The 20,992-nt window shown below is 65.0% G+C and carries 16 protein-coding genes, 1 tRNA gene and 2 pseudogenes; 13 read left to right on the plus strand and 6 right to left on the minus strand.

The window, feature by feature from the left end; all coding sequences use genetic code 11:
* Window positions 1-38: 38 nt before the first annotated feature.
* Together CWO89_RS16500 and CWO89_RS16505 are read right to left on the minus strand one after the other, a co-directional pair.
* Window positions 39-114 (minus strand) — tRNA-Ala (locus CWO89_RS16500).
* Window positions 115-178: 64 nt separating this feature from the next.
* Window positions 179-589, minus strand: coding sequence for a TIGR02300 family protein (locus CWO89_RS16505; protein WP_130579843.1), 411 nt, complete (start codon window positions 587-589; stop codon window positions 179-181).
* Window positions 590-700: 111 nt separating this feature from the next.
* On the opposite strand from CWO89_RS16505, the gene aroA reads away from it, so the two are divergent.
* From aroA to cmk, 4 genes are all read left to right on the plus strand, one after another.
* A complete protein-coding gene (gene aroA, locus CWO89_RS16510; protein ID WP_130579844.1) occupies window positions 701-2,095 on the plus strand; it encodes a 3-phosphoshikimate 1-carboxyvinyltransferase in 1,395 nt (464 codons plus the stop codon).
* A 10-nt stretch (window positions 2,096-2,105) separates the two neighbouring features.
* Complete coding sequence (locus CWO89_RS16515; protein WP_207234498.1) at window positions 2,106-2,624, plus strand: hypothetical protein; 519 nt, start codon at window positions 2,106-2,108, stop codon at window positions 2,622-2,624.
* Between the two features lie 63 nt (window positions 2,625-2,687).
* Window positions 2,688-3,095 (plus strand): hypothetical protein, encoded by a 408-nt coding sequence (locus CWO89_RS16520; RefSeq protein WP_130579845.1) that lies wholly within the window; start codon window positions 2,688-2,690, stop codon window positions 3,093-3,095.
* A 6-nt stretch (window positions 3,096-3,101) separates the two neighbouring features.
* Window positions 3,102-3,740: a (d)CMP kinase gene (gene cmk, locus CWO89_RS16525; RefSeq protein WP_130579846.1), complete on the plus strand. Its 639-nt coding sequence runs from the start codon at window positions 3,102-3,104 to the stop codon at window positions 3,738-3,740.
* 60 nt (window positions 3,741-3,800) lie between these two features.
* Here the strand turns inward: cmk and CWO89_RS45890 are convergent, their stop codons facing one another.
* On the minus strand, window positions 3,801-3,950 hold the full coding sequence (locus CWO89_RS45890; protein ID WP_160168987.1) for a hypothetical protein: 150 nt from the start codon (window positions 3,948-3,950) through the stop codon (window positions 3,801-3,803).
* 550 nt (window positions 3,951-4,500) lie between these two features.
* Between CWO89_RS45890 and rpsA the strand changes: the two genes are divergently transcribed.
* The 9 genes and pseudogenes from rpsA to CWO89_RS16570 all read left to right on the plus strand — a co-directional run bounded on the left by rpsA (window position 4,501) and on the right by CWO89_RS16570 (window position 13,706).
* Complete coding sequence (rpsA, locus tag CWO89_RS16530) at window positions 4,501-6,210, plus strand: 30S ribosomal protein S1 (protein WP_028167309.1); 1,710 nt, start codon at window positions 4,501-4,503, stop codon at window positions 6,208-6,210.
* Between the two features lie 248 nt (window positions 6,211-6,458).
* Complete coding sequence (gene sppA, locus CWO89_RS16535) at window positions 6,459-7,436, plus strand: signal peptide peptidase SppA (protein WP_130579847.1); 978 nt, start codon at window positions 6,459-6,461, stop codon at window positions 7,434-7,436.
* A gap of 141 nt (window positions 7,437-7,577) precedes the next feature.
* Window positions 7,578-7,928 carry an integration host factor subunit beta gene (locus CWO89_RS16540; RefSeq protein WP_282528752.1) on the plus strand — a complete coding sequence of 117 codons (351 nt, stop codon included), beginning with the start codon at window positions 7,578-7,580 and terminating at the stop codon, window positions 7,926-7,928.
* 81 nt (window positions 7,929-8,009) lie between these two features.
* Window positions 8,010-8,402 (plus strand): LapA family protein, encoded by a 393-nt coding sequence (locus CWO89_RS16545; protein ID WP_130579849.1) that lies wholly within the window; start codon window positions 8,010-8,012, stop codon window positions 8,400-8,402.
* 60 nt (window positions 8,403-8,462) lie between these two features.
* A pseudogene (locus CWO89_RS16550) lies at window positions 8,463-9,101 on the plus strand (phosphoribosylanthranilate isomerase); the annotation flags it as partial.
* Window positions 9,102-9,280: 179 nt separating this feature from the next.
* On the plus strand, window positions 9,281-10,498 hold the full coding sequence (gene trpB, locus CWO89_RS16555; protein ID WP_130579851.1) for a tryptophan synthase subunit beta: 1,218 nt from the start codon (window positions 9,281-9,283) through the stop codon (window positions 10,496-10,498).
* Window positions 10,495-11,331: a tryptophan synthase subunit alpha gene (trpA, locus tag CWO89_RS16560; RefSeq protein WP_130579852.1), complete on the plus strand. Its 837-nt coding sequence runs from the start codon at window positions 10,495-10,497 to the stop codon at window positions 11,329-11,331. The genes trpB and trpA overlap by 4 nt, the downstream gene beginning before the upstream one ends.
* A gap of 93 nt (window positions 11,332-11,424) precedes the next feature.
* A complete protein-coding gene (gene accD / locus CWO89_RS16565; protein WP_130579853.1) occupies window positions 11,425-12,366 on the plus strand; it encodes an acetyl-CoA carboxylase, carboxyltransferase subunit beta in 942 nt (313 codons plus the stop codon).
* The gene (locus CWO89_RS16570; protein WP_130579854.1) at window positions 12,363-13,706 is read left to right on the plus strand and encodes a bifunctional folylpolyglutamate synthase/dihydrofolate synthase; all 1,344 of its coding nucleotides are present in this window, start codon (window positions 12,363-12,365) and stop codon (window positions 13,704-13,706) included. The genes accD and CWO89_RS16570 overlap by 4 nt, the downstream gene beginning before the upstream one ends.
* Window positions 13,707-13,879: 173 nt before the next feature.
* On the opposite strand, the gene trxA is transcribed toward CWO89_RS16570, so the two are convergent.
* The 3 genes and pseudogenes from trxA to addB all read right to left on the minus strand — a co-directional run bounded on the left by trxA (window position 13,880) and on the right by addB (window position 20,929).
* The gene (gene trxA / locus CWO89_RS16575; protein ID WP_027580982.1) at window positions 13,880-14,200 is read right to left on the minus strand and encodes a thioredoxin; all 321 of its coding nucleotides are present in this window, start codon (window positions 14,198-14,200) and stop codon (window positions 13,880-13,882) included.
* A gap of 65 nt (window positions 14,201-14,265) precedes the next feature.
* A pseudogene (gene addA / locus CWO89_RS16580) lies at window positions 14,266-17,789 on the minus strand (double-strand break repair helicase AddA).
* Complete coding sequence (gene addB / locus CWO89_RS16585; protein ID WP_130579855.1) at window positions 17,783-20,929, minus strand: double-strand break repair protein AddB; 3,147 nt, start codon at window positions 20,927-20,929, stop codon at window positions 17,783-17,785. Before addB ends, addA begins: the two are co-directional and overlap by 7 nt.
* Between the last annotated feature and the right edge of the window lie 63 nt (window positions 20,930-20,992).

The following is a 20,992-nucleotide window of genomic DNA, read 5'->3' on the forward strand; positions in this document are numbered from 1 at the left end:
CGCGCGGCTGCGCCACGCGTAGCCCGAAGGGCGAAGCGTGGTGGAGCCAGGCGGGATCGAACCGCCGACCTCTTGCATGCCATGCAAGCGCTCTCCCAGCTGAGCTATGGCCCCTTAAGGGATCGCGAGCCGCATCCGACTCGCGGGGAAAGACCCAGAACACAGTTCTGGATCGATCTCAAGTCTCTTCATCGCCTCCGACGTCGCCAATGATGTCGGTGACGTCCTCATCGCCCTCTTCTTCGTCGGCGATGAAGGTGGAATCATCGTCATCATCGTCTTCGAGGGTCTCGTCGATCTCGATATCGTCCTCGGATTCGGGAACGACCGCCTTGACCTTGCCGGTGTTCTCCTCGGCATCGGCCTCCTCGAGCGAGACCAATTCTTCGGCCTCCGCGGGCTCCGGCGTATCGGCAGCGGCGGTGGCCGCAGCGGCGCTGGCGCCTCGGGTAGCGCGCGGCGGCGCCACGGGGGCGATCGGCACGACTTCGCCGGTGTAAGGCGAGATAACCGGGTTCTTGTTCAGATCATAGAACTTCTTGCCCGTGGTCGGGCAAATGCGTTTGGTTCCGAGGTCGGACTTGGCCACGTGGTGATCCCAGGAATTTTCTGAAAAGCGGTGCTTCACTTGGCTAGTTGAGGGGCCGCTGTCAATAGCGGTTTGCGCGCATTTACTCCCGGGTGACGCCGGGGGTTCGATATGTTACCTGCCGCGCCGCGAGAGGACGTGATCTTGGCCCATTCCGACCATCAGAACCCCGAAAAGACCCCCTCCAAGACCCCCCTGGAGGCCCGCGCGAGCGGTCCCCTGAGCGGCAAGGCCCGCGTCCCCGGCGACAAGTCGATCTCCCACCGGGCCCTGATCCTGGGTGCGCTGGCGGTCGGCCAAAGCCGGATTTCCGGGCTGCTCGAGGGCGAAGATGTGCTCAATACCGCCAAATCGATGCGGGCGCTGGGGGCCGAGGTCGAGCGTACCGGCCCGTTTGCCTGGTCGGTCCGGGGCGTTGGCGTCGGGGGCTTCGCGGAGCCCGCCGGGCCGCTCGATTTTGGCAATTCCGGCACCGGCTGCCGGCTGGTGATGGGAGCGGTTGCCGGCTGTCCGATCAGGGCGACCTTTGACGGCGATGCCTCGCTGCGCTCGCGGCCGATGCGGCGGATCCTCGATCCCTTGGAACTGATGGGCGCCAGGGCGGGCGAGATGAGGGAAGGCGGCCGCCTGCCGCTGACGCTGCATGGCGCCCGCAACCCGTTGCCGATCGTCTACAAGACCCCCGTCGCTTCGGCCCAGATCAAGTCCGCGGTGCTGCTGGCGGGACTGGCGGCGCCGGGTGTCACCACAGTGATTGAGCAGGAAGCCAGCCGCGATCACACCGAGCTGATGCTGAAGCACTTTGGTGCCGCGCTCACCTCACGCAAGGAAGGCAGCCACGGCCGCCGGATCGCGCTGACCGGCCAGGGCGAACTGCACGGCGCTGAGGTCGTCGTGCCCGCCGATCCCTCCTCGGCGTCGTTCCCGGTCGTGGCGGCGCTGGTCGTTGGCGGCTCCGATATCGTGCTGCCTGACGTCATGACCAATCCGCTGCGCACCGGGCTGTTCACGACGCTGCGCGAGATGGGCGCCTCGATCGAGGAGGACGAGTTGCGCATGGACGGCGGCGAGCCGATGGCGCGCCTGCGCGTGCGTGCTTCCAAATTGCGCGGGGTCGAGGTGCCGCCGGAACGCGCGCCGACGATGATCGACGAATATCTGGTGCTGGCGGTGGCGGCCGCTTACGCCGAGGGCACCACCGTCATGCGCGGCCTGCAGGAACTGCGCGTCAAGGAATCCGACCGCCTCGAAGCCACCGCCGACATGCTGCGTGTCAACGGCGTCAAGGTCGAGATTTCAGGCGACGATTTGATCGTCGAGGGCAAGGGCCATGTGCCCGGCGGCGGCGTGGTCGCCACCCACATGGATCATCGCATCGCGATGTCGGCCCTGGTGATGGGGCTCGCCGCCGACCGGCCGGTGACGATCGACGACACCGCCTTCATCGCCACCAGTTTCCCGGATTTCATTCCGATGATGCGCTCGCTCGGCGCAGAGTTTTCATGAGGCTGACGCTATGGGTACGGCGTTCGACCGAGATGCGCTGCTCGAGGCCTTCGACCGAATCGGTCGAGCTGCGGCGCAGGCGGGAACGAAGCTCCAGATCGCGGTCTATGGAGGTTCCGCGCTCATGCTTGCGAGCAATTTCCGATTCGCAACGGAAGACGTCGATGTATCGAAGCTTGAGCATCCATTGCCCGATTGGCTGGCGTCGGTCGTGCACGAGATAGCTCAAGAAAATCATTGGCGGGAAGACTGGCTCAATGACGGCGTTTCATTTCACCTGAGTTCGCTCGCCGATCGGGCGGCCGATCATCTGGAATTCGGAACATTTCCGCGTGACGCCACGTCGGCTGGTCTTGTCGTTTCGGTGCCCTCGGCGGAGTATCTCCTGGCGCTGAAGCTGAAAGCGTTCCGTGTCCTGGATCCAGTTCGTGGAGAAACCGAGCGCCTCGATATCCTCAATCTGATGCACGTCGTCGGCATTTCCACGGTCGACGATGCAATCGGCTGTTGGGTCGATATTTTCCCATGAGCGCCGCTTCAGCCGAAAAGCAGCGCTTTCTGCTAAAGAACATAAGCCGTGAGGGAGTGGCCGATGCCCCCAAATACCCTCGCTGATGCCGTCGAGAGCATCCAGGCCGGCGCTCCCCAGGACGTCGTCCTTGCGGAATTTGTCGACACTTTCGACCTGGCTTCCACCGATGAGCTTCGCTATGCGTCCATCGAGCGCGAGCCGAAATTAACCGGTGACGCTAGGCTCGACGCACTTGTCGGTGCGATTGCCGAATATCTCGCCAAGCAACGCAGGCTTGGGCGGGTTCCCGGCTGGGTCTGTGATCCGGCGCGCCGGTTGAAGACACCCTGGTTCACCTCGGCGGACGCCTCGGACGCGATGCGCGAATTTCTCACCTTCAGCAGCCCGGGCGAGTTTGCCTCGCGCAATATCTTCACCGAGGAGCGACCGTTGCGGCGCGCCCGCGGTCCTCACTCCACGACTCAATAGGGCACCATGATCATCGCCATCGACGGGCCGGCCGCATCCGGCAAGGGCACGCTGGGAAAACGGCTCGCTGCGCATTATGGCTACCGCCATCTCGACACCGGGGTGATCTATCGCGCGGTGGCGAAGGCGTTGCTCGATGCCGGCGCCGACCTCACCGATGAAGCGCGCGCGATCAAGGCGGCGATGGAGCTCGACCCTGAGAAATTCGGCCATCCCGAGCTGAAGACGCAACGGATCGGCGATGCCGCTTCCGTGGTATCTGCAATACCCAAGGTGCGCGAGGCGCTGGTCAATTTCCAGCGCCAGTTCGCCGCCGATCCGCCTGGCGTGGTCCTTGACGGCCGCGATATCGGGACCGTGATCTGCCCGAATGCCGATGTGAAGATCTTTGTCGTCGCCGATCCGCGTGTGCGGGCCCGGCGGCGGACGCTGGAGGCCCGCGCGCGCGGCGAGGACGCCGATGAGGCAGCGGTGCTGGCCGATATTCTCAAGCGCGATGAGCGTGACAAGAATCGCGCGGTGGCCCCACTAAAGCCGGCGCCCGATGCGCATACGCTGGACAATTCCAATCTCGATATCGAGGCCGGCGTGCGCGCCGCGATCGACATCGTCGAGGCGGTGCGCGCGGCGCGCGGGCTGGCCTAGATTGTTGTTTGACGCGTTTTCTTCACGCGAACCGGTACCCACTTCGCTCGAAAACGCTACCTAACGCGTCGAGGATTCCTGGTCAGCCAGGCCGGAGAAAGACTGTGCAGCCGAAAAGGTCCGCATCGACGCTGCCGCGCCAGGCATTGCGGCGATGGCATGGCCGAGTGCGAACGCGGCAACGACGGCCAGGGCGATCAGGCTTTTCATGGTCGTTCCCCCTGTCTCTTGGGTGGGCCCCACTATGCGCGGGCCCACTTAAGCCCGGGTTCCACCACAAGCCCTGCCAGATGCCTTTCGCGCAACACGGTCAACAATTGTTCAAATGCAGTCCGGCATTGTTAAGGCTTGTGTCAGCCTTAGAGCCCCGCAAATCGGGCATTTCTGGCTTGCCGAAAATAGCGGTGGATATTATATCAGCAGCGTCCGTGCCGCCATCGACTATGTCGGGGCCGCCCGAGCGGGCCGGCAGCGGGGTATGAGCCCCGGCCGATATTGGAGGAGCGCCCGCTCCATCGGTTCTTGACGTCGATCTTTCGTTTCCGGGCTCGGACATCTGCGTCACGTGCATTCTTTCGCAAAACCGGTTTTCCACTTTTGCGGAATGCGCGCCATCAACGTATCGAACATGTGGCTTGCTGCCGGCCCGCTTTTGCGCCCTCGCGCAAGGAGCGGTCGTCAGGATTTGCGGACCTGACACCACATGCGCGGTGCGCCCTTAACCCGAACGGCCGGCAAGACACCCGCATCTGGAGAACATATGGCTTCGAATACTGCTGCTTCCTATAGTCCTACCCGCGACGATTTCGCCGCGATGCTCGATGAATCCTTTGCCGGCGGCAATCTGCAGGAGAGCTCGGTCGTCAAGGGCAAGGTGGTTGCCATTGAAAAGGACATGGCCGTCATCGATGTCGGCCTGAAGACCGAAGGCCGCGTGGCGCTGCGCGAATTCGCCGGCCCCGGCCGCGAAAGCGATCTCAAGGTTGGCGACGAGGTCGAGGTGTTCCTCGACCGCATCGAGAATGCGCTGGGCGAAGCGGTGCTGTCGCGCGACAAGGCGCGGCGTGAGGAGAGCTGGGGCAAGCTCGAGAAGGCGTTCCAGAACAACGAGAAGGTCACCGGCGTCATCTTCAACCAGGTCAAGGGCGGCTTCACCGTCGATCTCGACGGTGCCGTGGCCTTCCTGCCGCGCTCGCAGGTCGATATCCGTCCGATCCGCGACGTCGCGCCGCTGATGAACAACTCGCAGCCGTTCCAGATCCTCAAGATGGACCGTCGCCGCGGCAACATCGTGGTGTCCCGCCGCACCGTGCTCGAAGAAACCCGCGCCGAGCAGCGCCAGGAGCTGGTGCAGAACCTCGAAGAGGGTCAGGTGATCGACGGCGTGGTCAAGAACATCACCGACTACGGTGCGTTCGTGGACCTCGGCGGCATCGACGGCCTGTTGCACGTCACCGATATTGCATGGCGCCGCGTCAATCACCCGACCGAGGTGCTCTCCATCGGCCAGACGGTGAAGGTCAAGATCATCAAGATCAACCACGAGACGCACCGCATCTCGCTCGGCATGAAGCAGCTCCTGGACGATCCGTGGCAGGGCATCGAGGCGAAGTATCCGCTTGGCGCCCGCTTCACCGGCCGCGTCACCAACATCACCGATTACGGCGCGTTCGTCGAGCTCGAGCCGGGCATCGAAGGCCTGATCCACGTCTCCGAGATGTCGTGGACCAAGAAGAACATGCATCCCGGCAAGATCGTCTCCACCTCGCAGGAAGTCGAGGTGCAGGTGCTGGAAGTCGATTCGGTCAAGCGCCGCATCTCGCTCGGCCTCAAGCAGACCATGCGCAACCCCTGGGAAGTCTTCGTCGAGAAGCATCCGGTCGGTTCGGTGGTCGAAGGCGAGGTCAAGAACAAGACCGAGTTCGGCCTGTTCCTGGGTCTCGAAGGCGACGTCGACGGCATGGTGCACCTGTCCGATCTCGACTGGAAGCTTCCGGGCGAGCAGGTGATCGACAACTTCAAGAAGGGCGACCTGGTGAAGGCCGTCGTGCTCGACGTCGATGTCGAGAAGGAGCGCATCTCGCTCGGCGTCAAGCAGCTCGAGGGCGATCCCTTCGCCGAGCCGGGCGACGTCAAGAAGGGCGCGGTCGTGACCTGCGAAGTGCTCGAAGTGAAGGAGAGCGGCGTCGAAGTGAAGATCTCCGGCACCGACTTCACCACCTTCATCAAGCGCTCGGAACTCGCCCGCGACCGCAACGATCAGCGCGCCGAACGTTTCGCCGTCGGCGAGAAGGTCGATGCGCGGGTGATCCAGTTCGACAAGAAGGCCCGCAAGGTGCAGGTCTCGATCAAGGCGCTGGAAGTGGCCGAAGAGAAGGAAGCCATCGCACAGTATGGCTCCTCGGATTCGGGCGCGACGCTCGGTGACATTCTCGGCACCGCGCTCAAGAATCGTGCCAACGAGAAGTGAGCACTTGCTTTCTTCGTCACATCATCAACCCCGGCTTCGGCCGGGGCTTTTTTGTTTGGGGCCTATCCGTAGCCCGGATGGAACACGCCGGGCTACGGCTGCGTATCTCGGCGTATTCCATCCGTGCTACGCTTGTAACTCTATGCCAGCCTTGCTTTCTTCATATTGCACCGCAATTGATGTATTTTGATAACCTCTCCGTCATCCTGTGATTGCAAGAACGCGCTGAGCTCTTTTGGAGATTTTCGATGTCGCTTGATTCAGACGTGATCGTCGATCGTCGCCGGATTCGCCGCAAGCTGACCTTCTGGCGCGTCGCGGCAGCGGTGGTTGCGATCGCGGCCCTTGTCGGCGTCGGCGTGATCGTAGCGGGTGGGCGCGGCTCGCTGACGACAGCGGGATCGATCGCGCGCATCAATATCGAGGGCCTGATCCGCAGCGACCAGGATCGTGTCGAGGCGCTGGAGCGGCTGGAGAAGTCGCAAGCCGCGGCCGTCATCGTCCATATCAATTCGCCGGGCGGCACCACCGCCGGTTCCGAGCAGCTTTACGACGCGCTGACGCGGCTGAAGGCGAAGAAGCCGTTGGTCGTGGTGGTCGAGGGATTGGCGGCGTCCGGCGGTTACATCACCGCGATTGCCGCGGACCACATCGTCGCGCAGCAGAGCTCGCTGGTCGGCTCGATCGGCGTGTTGTTCCAGTTTCCGAATGTCAGCGAGCTCCTGAAAACCGTGGGCGTGAAGGTCGAGGAGATAAAGTCCTCGCCGCTGAAAGCCGCGCCCAACGGCTTCGAGCCGACCAGCCCGGAAGCACGCGCCGCGATCGATGCGCTGGTGAAGGATTCCTATGCCTGGTTCCGCGGCCTCGTGAAGGAGCGACGCGGCATGGATGATGCCCTGCTTGAAAAGGTCGCGGACGGTCGTGTCTTCACCGGCCGGCAGGCGGTGGAATTGAAGCTCATCGATCAGCTCGGCGATGAGAGGGCCGCGGTCGCCTGGCTGGTCCAGGAGAAGAAGATCAAGAGCGAACTGCCGGTGCGCGACTACAAGCTCAATCCGCGCTTCGGCGATCTGACATTCCTACGCACGGCGGCTTCGGCCACGCTCGATGCATTTGGTTTGAGCGCAATAGCGCGCCGCATCGAGCAGACCGGCCTCGCCCAGGCTGTCGATCGGCTCGGCATGGATGGCATGCTGGCGCTTTGGCAGCCTTCGGGGAGCAATTGAGATGCGCACAATCGGTCTTTGGCCGCACTCCCGTATTGCGGGAATCGCGAAAAGCCGGGTTCGGGCCATTTGTCACGGCTCTTCCTTGGCGCCAAAAGTGATTTAGCGTCTTGACAGTTCAAGGCATTTTCACGGAAATGGATATCCGCAAGGTCCCGGGCCACATTCTCGATGATCAAATCCGAACTTGTTCAGCGTATCGCCGAGCACAACCCGCATCTCTACCAGCGGGATGTCGAGAACATCGTCAATGCGATTCTCGATGAGATCGTGGCTGCGCTGGCGCGCGGCGATCGGGTTGAGCTGCGTGGGTTCGGTGCGTTCTCGGTGAAGCATCGTCCGGCGCGGGCCGGCCGCAATCCGCGAACCGGTGCGCATGTGCCGGTCGATCAGAAGAGCGTTCCGTTCTTCAAGACCGGCAAGGAAATGCGCGAGCGCCTGAACCGCGACACCGATGGCAGCGGCGGTAGCTCGCCGGAATCGAGCGCCTGATCTCGCGGAGATCGCTGGCGCATCCGCGTCTCCGGTTGCTATAGATCGGCACGCGATTGTCGGCCGCTGCGAGGGATGGTGATGCGAAAGTTCTTCACGACGCTGCTCGTCATCCTGCTTGGCCTGTTCTTCATCATCTTCGCCGTTGCGAACCGTCACCTGGTGACGGTTTCATTCGATCCGTTCAATTCGACCACTCCGACGGTGGCGATAACGCTGCCGTTATTCCTGGTGCTCATTATCGTGGCGATCCTGGGCGTGATCGCGGGCGGCATGGCGACCTGGTTCCGGCAGCATCGCTGGCGGCGCGCGGCGCGGCAGCATGAGGCTGACGCCCGGCAGGCCCGGGTGGAACTGGCCGATCTGCGGGCGACCTTGGCCGCTGCGCAAGCCGAACGGCGTCGCCTCACAGCCCCATCAAATGGCGGTTCATCGGGGGTCGTCGGGCGAGACAAGCAGGGCGCGACGTTGTAGAACCCGCCCCGTCCGTGCCGGAGCTGCCAGTTTCGGCCGTTGCAGCACTCCTGAGAGACCATGTCCCTGCTCGTCAAAATCTGCGGCCTGTCCACGCGCGAGACGCTCGACGTCGCGCTCGAGGCCGGTGCCGACATGGTGGGCTTTGTGTTCTTTCCGCCCTCGCCGCGGCATCTTGCGCTTGAGGCCGCGCGGGAGCTTGGCCGGCAGGCGAAGGGCCGCGCCGTAAAGGTGGCGCTCACCGTCGATGCGGATGACGCCACGCTCGAAAACATCGTCGAGACGCTGCAGCCTGACATCCTGCAACTGCACGGCAAGGAGACGGTGGCGCGCGTGCGCGACATCAAGCAGAGGTTCGGCCTGCAAGTGATGAAGGTACTTGCGGTCGAGACAGCAGCCGATCTCGCACCGCTTGCGGGCTATGCCGCGGTCGCCGACCGCATCCTGTTCGACGCCCGCGCCCCGAAAGGCGCGACGCGGCCAGGCGGCCTCGGTGCAGTGTTCGATTGGCACGTGCTCGAAAAGCTCCAGCTTGAGCTGCCCTTCATGGTCTCAGGCGGGCTGAACGCCGACAATGTCACTGAGGCCGTCCGTGTCACCCGTGCCGGCGGCGTCGATATTTCGTCCGGCGTCGAACGGTCGCCCGGCATCAAGGATCCCAAATTGATCCGTGCCTTCATCCGCGCCGCGCGCGCCACAGACCTTCCTTCACCTCTCCCCGTTCACGGGGAGAGGTCGGATCGCGTCAGCGATCCGGGTGAGGGGGAGCCACCGCGGTCACCGAATTTGTGGAGAGAGCCCCTCACCCCGACCCTCCCCCCGCAAGGGCGGGGCGAGCGAGCAGGAACGGCGCCACTAACCGATACAAAGATAGTTCGATGAGCCCAGCACTGCCCAACTCTTTCCGCAGCGGTCCCGACGAGCGCGGGCATTTCGGCATTTTCGGCGGACGCTTCGTCGCGGAAACGCTGATGCCGCTGATCCTCGACCTCGAAAAGGCCTATGCCGAGGCCAAGGCCGATCCGGCCTTCCAGAAGGAGATGGACGGCCATCTGAAGCACTATGTCGGCCGGCCGTCGCCGCTCTATTTCGCCGAGCGGCTGACCGAGCATCTCGGCGGCGCAAAGATCTACTTCAAGCGCGAGGAGCTGAACCACACCGGCTCGCATAAGGTCAACAATGTGCTCGGCCAGATCATGCTGGCGCGCCGCATGGGCAAGAAGCGGATCATCGCCGAGACCGGAGCCGGCCAGCACGGCGTTGCCACCGCGACGCTGTGCGCGCGGTTCGGGCTCGAATGCGTGGTCTACATGGGCGCGGTCGATGTCGCGCGGCAGCAGCCCAACGTGATCCGCATGGAGATGCTGGGCGCCAAGGTGGTCCCGGTACAGTCGGGCGCGCGCACGCTGAAGGATGCGATGAACGATGCGCTGCGCGACTGGGTCACCAATGTGCACAACACGTTCTACTGCATCGGCACGGTGGCCGGCCCGCATCCCTATCCGATGATGGTGCGCGACTTCCAGTCGATCATCGGCATCGAGACGCGCCAGCAATTGCAGGAGGTCGAGGGCCGCCTGCCGGATTCGCTCGTCGCCTGCATCGGTGGCGGCTCCAATGCGATGGGGTTGTTCCATCCGTTCCTCGACGATCCCTCGATCGAGATCTTTGGCGTCGAAGCCGCCGGCCACGGCCTGACGCAATTGCATGCGGCGTCGATCGCGGGTGGCCGGCCCGGCGTGCTGCACGGCAACCGCACCTATCTCTTGATGGACGAAGACGGCCAGATCCAGGAAGCGCATTCGATCTCGGCCGGTTTGGACTATCCCGGCATCGGCCCCGAGCACGCCTGGCTGCACGAGACCGGCCGCGTCAACTATCTCTCGGCGACCGACGAAGAGGCGCTGGAAGCATTCCAATTGCTGTCGCGGCTCGAAGGCATCATCCCGGCGCTGGAGCCAGCGCATGCCATCGCCAAGGTGACGGAACTCGCACCGAAGCGACCCAGGGATCACCTGATGGTGGTCAACCTCTCCGGCCGCGGCGACAAGGACGTGCCGCAGGTCGGCGACATCTTGAAGGGCCGAAACAAGTGACCACCCGTATCGATGCACGTTTTGCCGAGCTTGCGAAGCAGGGCCGCTCCGCCTTTGTCACTTTCGTGATGGCCGGCGATCCGGACCCAGCGACATCGCTCGACATCCTCAAGGCGCTGCCGAAGGCCGGCGCTGATGTCATCGAAATCGGCATGCCCTTCACCGATCCGATGGCGGATGGTCCGTCGATCCAGGCGGCCGGCTTGCGCGCGCTCAAGGGCGGCATGACGCTGAAGAAGACGCTCGAAATGGTGCGCGGCTTCCGCAAGGACGATGACGCCACGCCGCTGGTGCTGATGGGCTATTACAATCCGATCTACATCTACGGCGTCGACAAGTTCCTCGCCGACGCCAAGAGCGCCGGCGTCGATGGCCTGATCATCGTCGACCTGCCGCCGGAGGAGGACACCGAGCTGTGCCTGCCGGCGATGAAGGCCGGGCTCAATTTCATCCGCCTGGCGACGCCGACCACCGACGACAAGCGCCTGCCGGCGGTGCTCGCGAACACCTCGGGTTTCGTCTACTATGTCTCGATTACCGGCATCACCGGCGCAGCGGCGGCGGACACCAAGGCGGTCGGCGAAGCGGTGGCGCGGATCAAGCGGCATACCAGGCTGCCGGTCTGCGTCGGTTTCGGCATCCGCACCCCGGAAGCGGCGCGGGCGATCGCCCGAAGCGCCAATGGTGCGGTGGTCGGCACCGCGCTGGTCGATGCCCTGCGCGGCAGCCTGGATGCGGAGGGGCGGGCTACCGCCAGGACCGTGACCGCCGTGGCCGATCTTGCCGCCGCATTGGCGCAGGGCGTGTGGGGCGCCAAACAAGCGGCCGAATAGGCTGCAATCGTCGTCGCAGCGCGGCTTGCCGGGCGTTACCCGGCCCGCCATATATTGACCTAATGCGGAACTGACCGCATTTCGGAGCGAAGCATGAACTGGCTCACCAATGTCGTCCGGCCGAAGATCCGCAGCATCCTGCGGCGCGAGACGCCGGAGAATCTTTGGATAAAGTGCCCGGATTCTGGGCAGCTCGTGTTCTACAAGGACGTCGAGGCCAACCAGTTCGTCATTCCCGGCTCGAACTACCACATGCGCATGGGCGCGGTGGCGCGGCTGAAGTCAATCTTCGACAACGAGACCTGGTTCGACGTGGCGCTGCCCGACGTGACGCCTGACCCACTCAAGTTCCGCGACGAGCGCAAATATGTCGATCGCATCAAGGATGCGCGAGCCAAGACCGCGCTGAACGACGCGATCAAGGTCGGCTACGGCAAGCTCGAAGGCATGGGCGCCGTCATCGCGGTGCAGGATTTCGATTTCATGGGCGGCTCGCTCGGCATGGCCGCCGGTGAAGCGATGGTGCGCGGGCTCGAGCTTGCGGTCGAAAAGAAGTCACCCTTCATCGTGTTCGCAGCCTCGGGCGGCGCGCGGATGCAGGAAGGCATCCTGTCGCTGATGCAGATGCCGCGCACGACCGTGGGCGTGCAGATGCTGCGCGAGGCCAAGCAGCCCTATATCGTTGTACTCACCAATCCGACCACCGGCGGCGTCACCGCCTCCTATGCGATGCTGGGCGACGTGCAAATCGCCGAGCCCGGCGCGCTGATCGGCTTCGCCGGCGCGCGCGTGATCGAGCAGACCATCCGCGAGAAACTGCCGGAAGGATTCCAGCGCGCCGAATATCTGCGCGACCACGGCATGGTCGACATGGTCGTGCATCGCCACGACATGCGCGCGACGCTGGCGCGGCTGTGCCGCCTGCTCACCAAATCGCCGCCGCTGCAGGTGCCCTCGAAGCCTGCGCCGGAGGTCACGGCACCCACCCAGATCGTCTCGGCACCGGAAACCGTGCCGGCAGCGCCGCACGCGTGAGCGTACCTGCCGCCCAACCATCGCCGCCGCTCGGCGAGTTGGTTGCGCGCCTGTCGGCGTTGCATCCGAAGACGATCGACCTCAGCCTCGATCGCATGCACGGGCTGCTCACACGGCTTGATCATCCCGAGCGCAAGCTGCCGCCGGTGATCCATGTTGCCGGCACCAACGGCAAGGGCTCCACGATCGCCTATTTGCGTGCGATCCTGGAAGCGGCCGGCTTGCGCGTCCATGTCTTCACATCGCCCTATCTGGTGCGACTGAACGAATGCTATCGCCTTGGCCGCGTCGGTGGCGGCGTGCTGGTCGACGACGACGAATTGCGCTCGGTGCTCGAGCATTGCGAACGCGTCAATGACGGCCAGCCGATCACGATCTTCGAGATCGAGACTGCGGCGGCGTTCTGCCTGTTCGCCACGCATGCGGCCGACGTCACACTGCTCGAGGTCGGTCTCGGCGGCAGGCTGGATTCGACCAATGTGGTCGAGACGCCGCTCGCCTCCGTCATCGCGCCGATCAGCATGGATCACACCGAATTCCTCGGCGACACGCTGACCGCGGTCGCAGGTGAGAAGGCCGCGATCATCAAACGCGGCGTGCCGGTGGTCTGTGCCGAGCAGGCGGCTGATGCGATGTCGGTCGTCGAGGCACAGGCGGCGCGCCGGCGGGCGCCGCTGCATGCGGCCGGACAGCAATGGCATGTCGGGGTCGAGCGCGGCCGGCTGGTCTATCAGGATGACCGCGGCCTGATGGATCTGGCGGCGCCAAGACTGTTCGGTCGTCACCAGTTCGACAATGCCGGGCTTGCGATCGCGACGCTGCGTGCTGTCGACGCGTTCAAGATCGGGATCGCGGCGTTCGAAGCCGGCATCGTCAATGCCGAATGGCCGGCGCGGATGCAGCGGCTGGCGTCGGGTGAGCTGGTCAATCTGGCGCCGGCGGGCTCGGAGATCTGGCTCGATGGCGGACACAATGCCGAAGGCGGGCGCGTGGCGGCCACTGCGGTCGGCGATCTCGAGGAGCGCGTGTCGCGTCCGCTGGTCGTGATCGCCGGCATGATGGCGAACAAGGATGCATCCGGCTTCCTGGCCAATTTCGCCGGCCTGACGCGGCACATCATCGCGGTCGAGATTCCCGGCCGCCCGGGCGCCATGCCACCCGATCGGCTGGCGGATGCGGCACGCGCGTTCGGCATGCGCGTCGAGATCGCGTCCAGCGTGGAGGCCGCGCTGCAGGCGCTATCGAGCCTCGCCTACGAGGTGTCGCCGCGCATCCTGATCACGGGCTCACTCTATCTCGCCGGCCATGTGCTGGATGTGAACGGCACGCCGCCGGTGTGAAGGCTCCAGCTCCCGTAGCCCGGGTGAAGCGCAGCGCAACCCGGGAAAGTCTGTCCACGTGGAGAGAACCCCGGATTGTGCTTCGCTCCGGGCTACGGCGTTCGTGCGAATAAAGCAAAACGGCCGGCTATCCGCCGGCCGCTGTCGAAAATTATTCCAAGGAAATTACCGGATCAGACCGCAGCGGAAATCCACTGCTGCAGCTTCGCCTTCGGCGCCGCGCCGACCTGGCGCGAGGCCATCTCGCCGCCCTTGAAGATCATCAGGGTCGGGATCGACATCACGCCATATTTGGAAGCCGTCTTCGGGCTCTCGTCGACGTTGAGCTTCACGATCTTGACCTTGTCGCCCATCGAACCGGCGATCTCGTCCAGCGCGGGCGCGATCATTCGGCAGGGGCCACACCATTCGGCCCAGAAATCGACCACGACAGGCCCGGTCGCGTTGAGCACTTCGGCTTCGAAATTGGCGTCAGAAACCTTGCCAACGGCCATGGGGTACCTCGTTCGGTTGGAAGAAAAGGGCGCGACTGAGTCGCGCCCGGGATCATACGTCAAACCTATGAACGCACCCCTGCCGGGTCAAGCTCGCTCACGTCAGCATGATGGGATGCCAGCTCCCTGTCCAGCGCGGAGGCGGAAACCTCCATCAATTCAGTACTTTCGGTCCAGAGCAGGGCGGCACGGACGGGGCGTCCGGGATAAAGCTTGCGCAGCACCGCCCGGTAGAGCGCGAGCTGCCGGACGTAGGCCCGCGGCGCCTCGGCCGCAGTTTTCGGCGGGGCGTGGTTGGTCTTGAAGTCGACGATCAGGATTTCGTCCGGCGTCACCACCAGCCGGTCGATCTGGCCGGATACCAGCGCCGGCAATTGCCCGGGCTGATCCAGCCGGCCGACGATGGACACTTCCGCCCGGCTCCCGGCGGCAAACACGGCTGCGAAACGGGGATCGGCGATCAGGGCCAGCACGCTTTCGGCCAGCGCCCCACGCTCCTCGACGGTCCAATCCTCGGCGTTGCGCTCGAGATAGGAGAGCGCCGCGCCGGGCCGGCGCTCGGGTGCGATATCCGGCAGCGACTGCAACAGCCGGTGCACCAGCGTGCCGCGCTGGATCGCGCGGGCGCGCTGTAAGAGCTGCTCGCCGCTGCGGACGCGGCGGCTGTCGTCGCTGGGGTCGGACGGTCGCAGCCGGCTGTCGGCGGCGAGTTCAGTCGGCGCCGGCCGCTGCAGCCAGGACGGCAGCTCGATCGGCTGCGGCGCCCCCGACACCGCGACGCCGGTCGCAGGATCGGTATCCTCGGGCCGGAAATAACGCTTCACTAGGCCCGCCGGGGTCTCGATCTCCTGCAAGTCGAGGCCGGAATTGGCGAGGCCCTTGTCGATCAGGTCATACCAGGAGGAAGTCCGCACCTTCTTCATGTTGCCGGGCATGCAGCCGCCGACGATCAATCGATCGGCGGCGCGGGTCATCGCGACATAGAGCAGGCGGCGATATTCGTCCTCCGTCTCCTCCAGCATCGCCTCGCGCGCCTTGGCGACGGGACCTGCATCTTCGGCCTTGCGGCCGGCCCAGACCACGACGCCGGGCGCGTTCGGCGCGCTGTTGCCCTGCGGCAGATGAATCAGCCGCAGGCGCTGCGTGTCCGCGGGCGAGGTCGTGGTGTCCACCAGGAACACGACGGAGGCTTCCAGCCCCTTGGCGCCATGCACGGTCATCACGCGCACCTCGTCGCGCGAAATCTCCATGTCGCGCTTCACCTCGGTGTCGGCCGCGCGGAGCCAGGCCACAAAGCCCTGCAGCGAGCTGGGTGCCTTGCGCTCATGCGCGAGCGCCAGCTCGAGGAATTCGTCGAGCGCGTCGTTGGCCTCATGGCCGAGCCGCCCCAGGATGCGCGCCCGCCCGCCGTCGCCGCCAAGCAGCCAGGCATAGAAGGCGAACGGGGTCGAATCGGCCAAACGCCGCTCGCATCGCTCGAGCCGTTTCAGCGCGGCCGTGAGGCGCTCGTCGGTCGCCGCATGCTGCGCCAGCGCCTGGCGCAGCGATCCCTTGCGCTCCCAGGCCAGCTTGAACAGATCGTCATCATCGAGGCCGAACAGCGGGCTCTTCAGCGCCACCGCCAGCGCCAGGTCGTCCTGCGGCAGCAGCAGCGCGTCCGCAAGGTTCATCAGGTCGATGATCGCGATATGTTCGGTCAGCTTCAGCCGGTCGGCGCCGGCGACCGGGATATTGGCGTGCTTCAGCGCCTGGATCACCGCGTCGAACGCGTTGCCGCGCCTGCGCACCAGCACCAGGACATCGCCGTAGGTGAGCGGTCGGCGGTTGCCGCGGCTGCCGGTCATGGTGCCGCTTTCCACCAGCCGCCTGATCTCGGCCTGGATGCGCTTCGCCAGCTTCACTTCCGGGCTGGTGATGGAGACGCCGTCGAACGGCGCGCGCCAGCCTTCGATGTCTTGCCTGTCGTCGGCTTGCGCGAGCTCCCAAAGCTCGATCATGCTGGGGCCGGCATCGGCCAGCGCATTGTGGAGCGGATAACCGTTCTCGACCGCATGGATGCTGCGGTAGATCTCCTGCTCGCGGAAGACATGGTCGACCGATTGCAGGATCGTCGGCCCGGAACGGAACGAATAGGTGAAGGAGACCGGATCGAATTTCAGCCCCGCATCCTCGAACTTCTTCTTCAGCTCGCGCCGGCGCAAATCGAATTCATGCGGAGCCGCGCCCTGGAACGAGAAAATCGATTGCTTCTCGTCGCCGACTGCGAACACCGTGCGCACCGCCCCGTCGCGCGCGCCGGCGCCGGAGGTGAACTCGGAGATGATGTGCGCGACGATGTCCCATTGCTTCGGGCTGGTATCCTGCGCCTCGTCGATCAGGACGTGATCGACGCCGCGGTCGAGCTTGTAGTGCACCCAGCCTGAGGAGACGCGGTCGAGCATCTCCAGCGTCTTGTCGATGAGGTCGTCGTAATCGAGCAGGCCGCGCTCGAGCTTTTCGCGCCGGTAGTTCGCAGCCGCCGCGGTCGCGATGTGCAGCAGCGCCTCGGTGCGGTCGCGGATCGTCACGGCGCGGCGGCGTTCGATCAGGGGATGGATGCGCTGGCTTTCCGCTTCGAACAGCCGCCCGATGGCGGGATTGTTGTCGAAGAATTTCTTCGTCACCACCGACTTGCGCGGCGTGCGGTCGGCGTCGGTCAGGAAGACGCCGAGATAGGCGTCGACCTGCGCGCTGCCGGTGAAGATAAGCGCCTCGCGCAAGCGCGCCGCCTGATCCTGGTCGGACTTGTTGCCGGTATCGAGGACGAGCGCAATGTCTTCCCAGCGCGCGCGTGGCAGATAGGGGCCGTCCAGGATCTCGCGCTCGACATCTTCGATCGAATCATTCGCGGCGACGCCAAGCGCTGCGGACATCTGGCCAGCGGCTGCTTCCGCGCTGCCTGCGGCATCGGTCCAGGCCATGAAATGGTCGCGGCTGAGGCAGGCCTCGCGCACCACGTCCTTGAAGGTGACGTCGGCCGCGTTCGCCATCGCCACCATCAACGCGCGCCCGGTCGCGCTGTCGGGATTGCGCGAGGCTTCCAGCAGCACGGCGAGATTGGCGCGCTCCATCATCTCGTTCTGGTCGCGCTCGTCGAGCACGGCAAACCGCGCCGGCACATTGGCCTCGAACGGGAACTGCTGCAGCAGGCGGGTGCACAGCGCGTGGATGGTCTGCACCTTCAGCCCGCCCGGCGTCTCCAGCGCGCAGGCGAACAGCTTTCGCGCTTCTCTCCGGAGCTTCGCATTGGGATAAGCGATGCCGGCTTCGCGGATCGCGGTGTCCAGCGCGGTATCGTCGAGGGTGACCCAATGGCCGAGCGTGGAAAACACCCGCTCGGCCATGTTGGCCGCGGCGCCTTGGTGAAAGTGATGCAGAGGATCTTCTCGGGCGGTGTGCCCTCAAGTAGCAGCCGGATCACGCGCTGCACCAGCACATGGGTCTTGCCCGAACCGGCATTGGCGGACACGAAGGCGGACGCCTTGGGATCGGACGCGCGCGCCTGCGTGGCGCGTACGGCGTCGGGAATGGGGCGGGGCGCTTTCACCATTCCTCCAATCCCAGGCCGCCGGCCGCGGACCATTCCTTGATGCGGGCGAGGTCGTCATAGGTGCCGTAGCGATTGGCCCACATCGAGAGATTCAGCGAGGTGTAGGCCTGGTTCTCGTCCTCGAACTGGCGGATCAGTTTTTCCAATTCCCGCCGAGCGTGGTCGGCGGCATCGTCGGGCGATTGCGGCGTATCGCCCGGCCTGATCTTCAATTCCAGCGTCCGCTGCTCACCCGGCGGGTTGTTGCCGCTCAGCCTGACATAGGTGAGCTCGCCGACGGATGCGCCCGCCGGAATTCCCTCGAAGCCGCCCTCGCGCAGGATCGCAGCTTCCAGCGTGAGCTGCGGCGACAGTCCCATGCGCACCTGTTTTCCCGTCGGCGGCTGTCCGGTCTTGTAGTCGAGGATCGCGAACGAACCGTCGCGGTCACGCTCGATCCGGTCGGCGCGCGCCGAAAGCGTGAAGGTGCGCGCATGATCGAGGGGGATGCCGATCTCGCCACGGATCTCGGCGGTGATGGCCGCGATACCGCCGCGCCGCGCAGTCTCCCATTCGGCAAACCACGTTGCGATGCGCTGGAAGCGCGGCCACCACAGCGCCCGCGCTTCCGGCCGCTCCATCAGCGGCGCAAAATGCTTGCCGCCGATCTCGCGCAGCGCCCGAAGCGGATCGTCCGGCAGCTCTGCGGCGAAGACTTGCGTGAATTCGCCGAGCGCTGCGTGGATTGCCGAGCCGCGATCGGCCGCCGACAGCGGCATGTCGACGGGATCGAGCGGGTCGAGCCTGAGGATATATCTTGCGTAGATCGTGTAGGGATCGCGCAGCCAGTCCTCGATCGCGGTCACCGACATCTTCAGAGGCCTTGTCGCGAGCGGCGGCTTTGGCGCGGGCTGCGCGATCGGCTCGACCTTGTCCGGCCGGTCGAGCTCGGCGGCGTAATGGACGTATTTCTCGCCTAGTGCTTTCGCGCTCTTCCAGCGCGCCTCGCCTGCGACCGCCTCACACCGGTGCAGGAAGCGCGAGGCCACCGCCGGCGCGCCACCGACCTTGGCCGAGTGGCTGAGGATCACATCATCAGTGCCGAGCAGTTGCGCGAAGTCATGCGCGGAAAGGCCGATACGCCGTTCCGGCAGGTCGAGGCCGAGCTCGTGCCGCATCGGCCGGCTGAGCCAGGGATCAATCCGCGGCGCCGGCGGCCAGACGCCTTCGACCAGCCCGCCGAGAATCACGCGATCGGTCTCTGTCAGTCGCGCTTCGAGCTGACCGAAGATGTGCAGTTGCGCGCGCGGCGATTCCGGGCGGCGCACCATGCGGTCGGCGAACGCGGTCTGGAATACGTCAGGGTAGTCGCCGAGCGGGACCATCACCCCGCTCAGCTTTCTTGCGCCGACGAGATCATCGAATGCGGATGCGAGCACGGAGCCTGCTTGCTCCTCGAAGGCGACGGCGATGCCGTGCTGATCACAGGACAATGCGGTGAGAGCCTCGCGATGACGCAGCGCCAGCTCGGCGAAATCGTAAGGCTTGGACGCGCTGAGACTTTCGAGCGGTGCAAGCGCGGCCCTCAGCTTCGATATCAGCGACTGCGCCTGGTCGAGCTCGACGTCGCGGAGCCGGGTCCGCCGCTCCAGAGGATGCAGCGATGAAGTCTCGCCGCGGTGGAGCTTGCCGAGTTCGCTGCGGAAACGTTCGAAGTCGCGGGCAAGGCCTTCGCTGCCTGCTTGCGGCCGCGTTCCCCGCAAGAGCGCCAGCTCCAATACTTCGGTTGCGCGCCGGTGTGCGCCGGGCGCGGCATCGAGCCGAAACAGCGGATGTTTCAAGAGCGCGAGCAGTGTCGGCGGCTCCAGCCCCTTGGTCGCGGCTTCCGCGGTGAGGCGGGCGAAAATGCCCGATGGCGTGTCCATCAGCGCTTCACCGCCGGAATCGTCGAATTCGAGATTCCAGCGCGTCAGCGCCGCCATCACCCGCCGCGCCAAAGCACGGTCTGGCGTCACCAGTGCGGCTGATTTGTTGAGATGCCGCGCCTCGCGCATCGCAATCGCAATGGCGAGCGCTTCCATCTCCGGGTTCGGCGCCTCCACCACGGCAATGCTGTTCATGCCGGCGGAAATCTTCTCGGCGATTTCGGGCTGTTCGAGCCGATCATGCCATTGCGCCGTGGCGGTGGATGGCCGCATCGTTTCCGACATCAGCATTTCGCGCCCGTGTGGCGCCGGCTCGCCCAGAACCTCGACCTCGTCACGCTTGATGCCGAAACGGTCGAGCAGCGCGTGCATGGCGAATTGCGGATGATTCGACGCCGGCGGCGTGGTGAATTTGCCCTTGGCGTCGCGCATGCCGCCGATCGTGTCCCAGGACTCCTCATCAAGATCGGTATCGAGTCCGGGCAGCACGACCGCGCCGTGCGGCAGCTTGGCTACCGCGTGGAGAAACTTGGCCGTCGTCGGCATCGAACCGGTTGAGCCCGCCGCGATCACGGGGCCATTAGATTGCGCAGTCAGTCGCGCGGTTTCGGCCGCGATCAAGAGGTCGCGCCGCGCCGCCGGCTCGATGCGGCCGACCTCGGCGAGATGGGCTGGCCAGGCCTGGCGCGCGATCCGCAGGAAATCCAGCGAATGTTGCCAATATTGGTCGAGCTGATCGGGGACCAGCTTATCGAGCGCGCTCCACTCGACGCCGCGCATCACCATGTCGTCCATCAGGCGCGCGAGATCGCCGGCAAGCTGCAGCGTCGATGCGGGGCCGCCGACCACCTGCGGCGCGGTGACCGGGCTCTTGGCCCAGGCTGCCACCAGTCTCGCCAATGTCAGCCGCCGCTCGAGTTCGCCAAGCTTGGGCGGAATCTCCAGCGGCGCTGCGCCGCTGAATTGTTCCGCCTCTTCCGCGAAAGCGAGTTCATCTTCGTCGATGTCGCCAAGCGCAATGATGCGCGGCAGCACAGCGGCATCCGTATCCAGGACGTCGAGGAAGATCTCTCGCGCAAGCCGGCCCGCACGCCGCGTCGGCAGATAAAGCGTCGCGTCAGCCAGCTTTTCGGGATTATCGCGCGCGTCGAATCCCGTGACCAGGCGACCGTCCACCAGCGCGGCGATGACGGTACGCAGGAACGGAACGGAGAGGGGAACGCTGAAAACGCGCATGAGCGGCCTGATTCGGGGTCAGGCGCCAATATAGAGCATCTCGTTCCGCGTCGTCCCGGCGAA

This window comes from Bradyrhizobium sp. Leo170, from assembly GCF_004296405.1.
In the GTDB taxonomy this organism is placed as follows: Bacteria; Pseudomonadota; Alphaproteobacteria; order Rhizobiales; family Xanthobacteraceae; genus Bradyrhizobium.

Coding starts and splice junctions, on each gene's coding strand:
- CWO89_RS16515 (WP_207234498.1), top strand. CDS start 2,106: ATGGGTACGGCGTTCGACCGAGATGCGCTGCTCGAGGCCTTCGACCGA.
- aroA (WP_130579844.1), top strand. CDS start 701: ATGTTACCTGCCGCGCCGCGAGAGGACGTGATCTTGGCCCATTCCGAC.
- sppA (WP_130579847.1), top strand. CDS start 6,459: ATGTCGCTTGATTCAGACGTGATCGTCGATCGTCGCCGGATTCGCCGC.
- trxA (WP_027580982.1), bottom strand. CDS start 14,200: ATGGCCGTTGGCAAGGTTTCTGACGCCAATTTCGAAGCCGAAGTGCTC.
- addB (WP_130579855.1), bottom strand. CDS start 20,929: ATGCGCGTTTTCAGCGTTCCCCTCTCCGTTCCGTTCCTGCGTACCGTC.
- rpsA (WP_028167309.1), top strand. CDS start 4,501: ATGGCTTCGAATACTGCTGCTTCCTATAGTCCTACCCGCGACGATTTC.
- CWO89_RS16545 (WP_130579849.1), top strand. CDS start 8,010: ATGCGAAAGTTCTTCACGACGCTGCTCGTCATCCTGCTTGGCCTGTTC.
- accD (WP_130579853.1), top strand. CDS start 11,425: ATGAACTGGCTCACCAATGTCGTCCGGCCGAAGATCCGCAGCATCCTG.
- cmk (WP_130579846.1), top strand. CDS start 3,102: ATGATCATCGCCATCGACGGGCCGGCCGCATCCGGCAAGGGCACGCTG.
- CWO89_RS45890 (WP_160168987.1), bottom strand. CDS start 3,950: ATGAAAAGCCTGATCGCCCTGGCCGTCGTTGCCGCGTTCGCACTCGGC.
- trpB (WP_130579851.1), top strand. CDS start 9,281: ATGAGCCCAGCACTGCCCAACTCTTTCCGCAGCGGTCCCGACGAGCGC.
- CWO89_RS16520 (WP_130579845.1), top strand. CDS start 2,688: ATGCCCCCAAATACCCTCGCTGATGCCGTCGAGAGCATCCAGGCCGGC.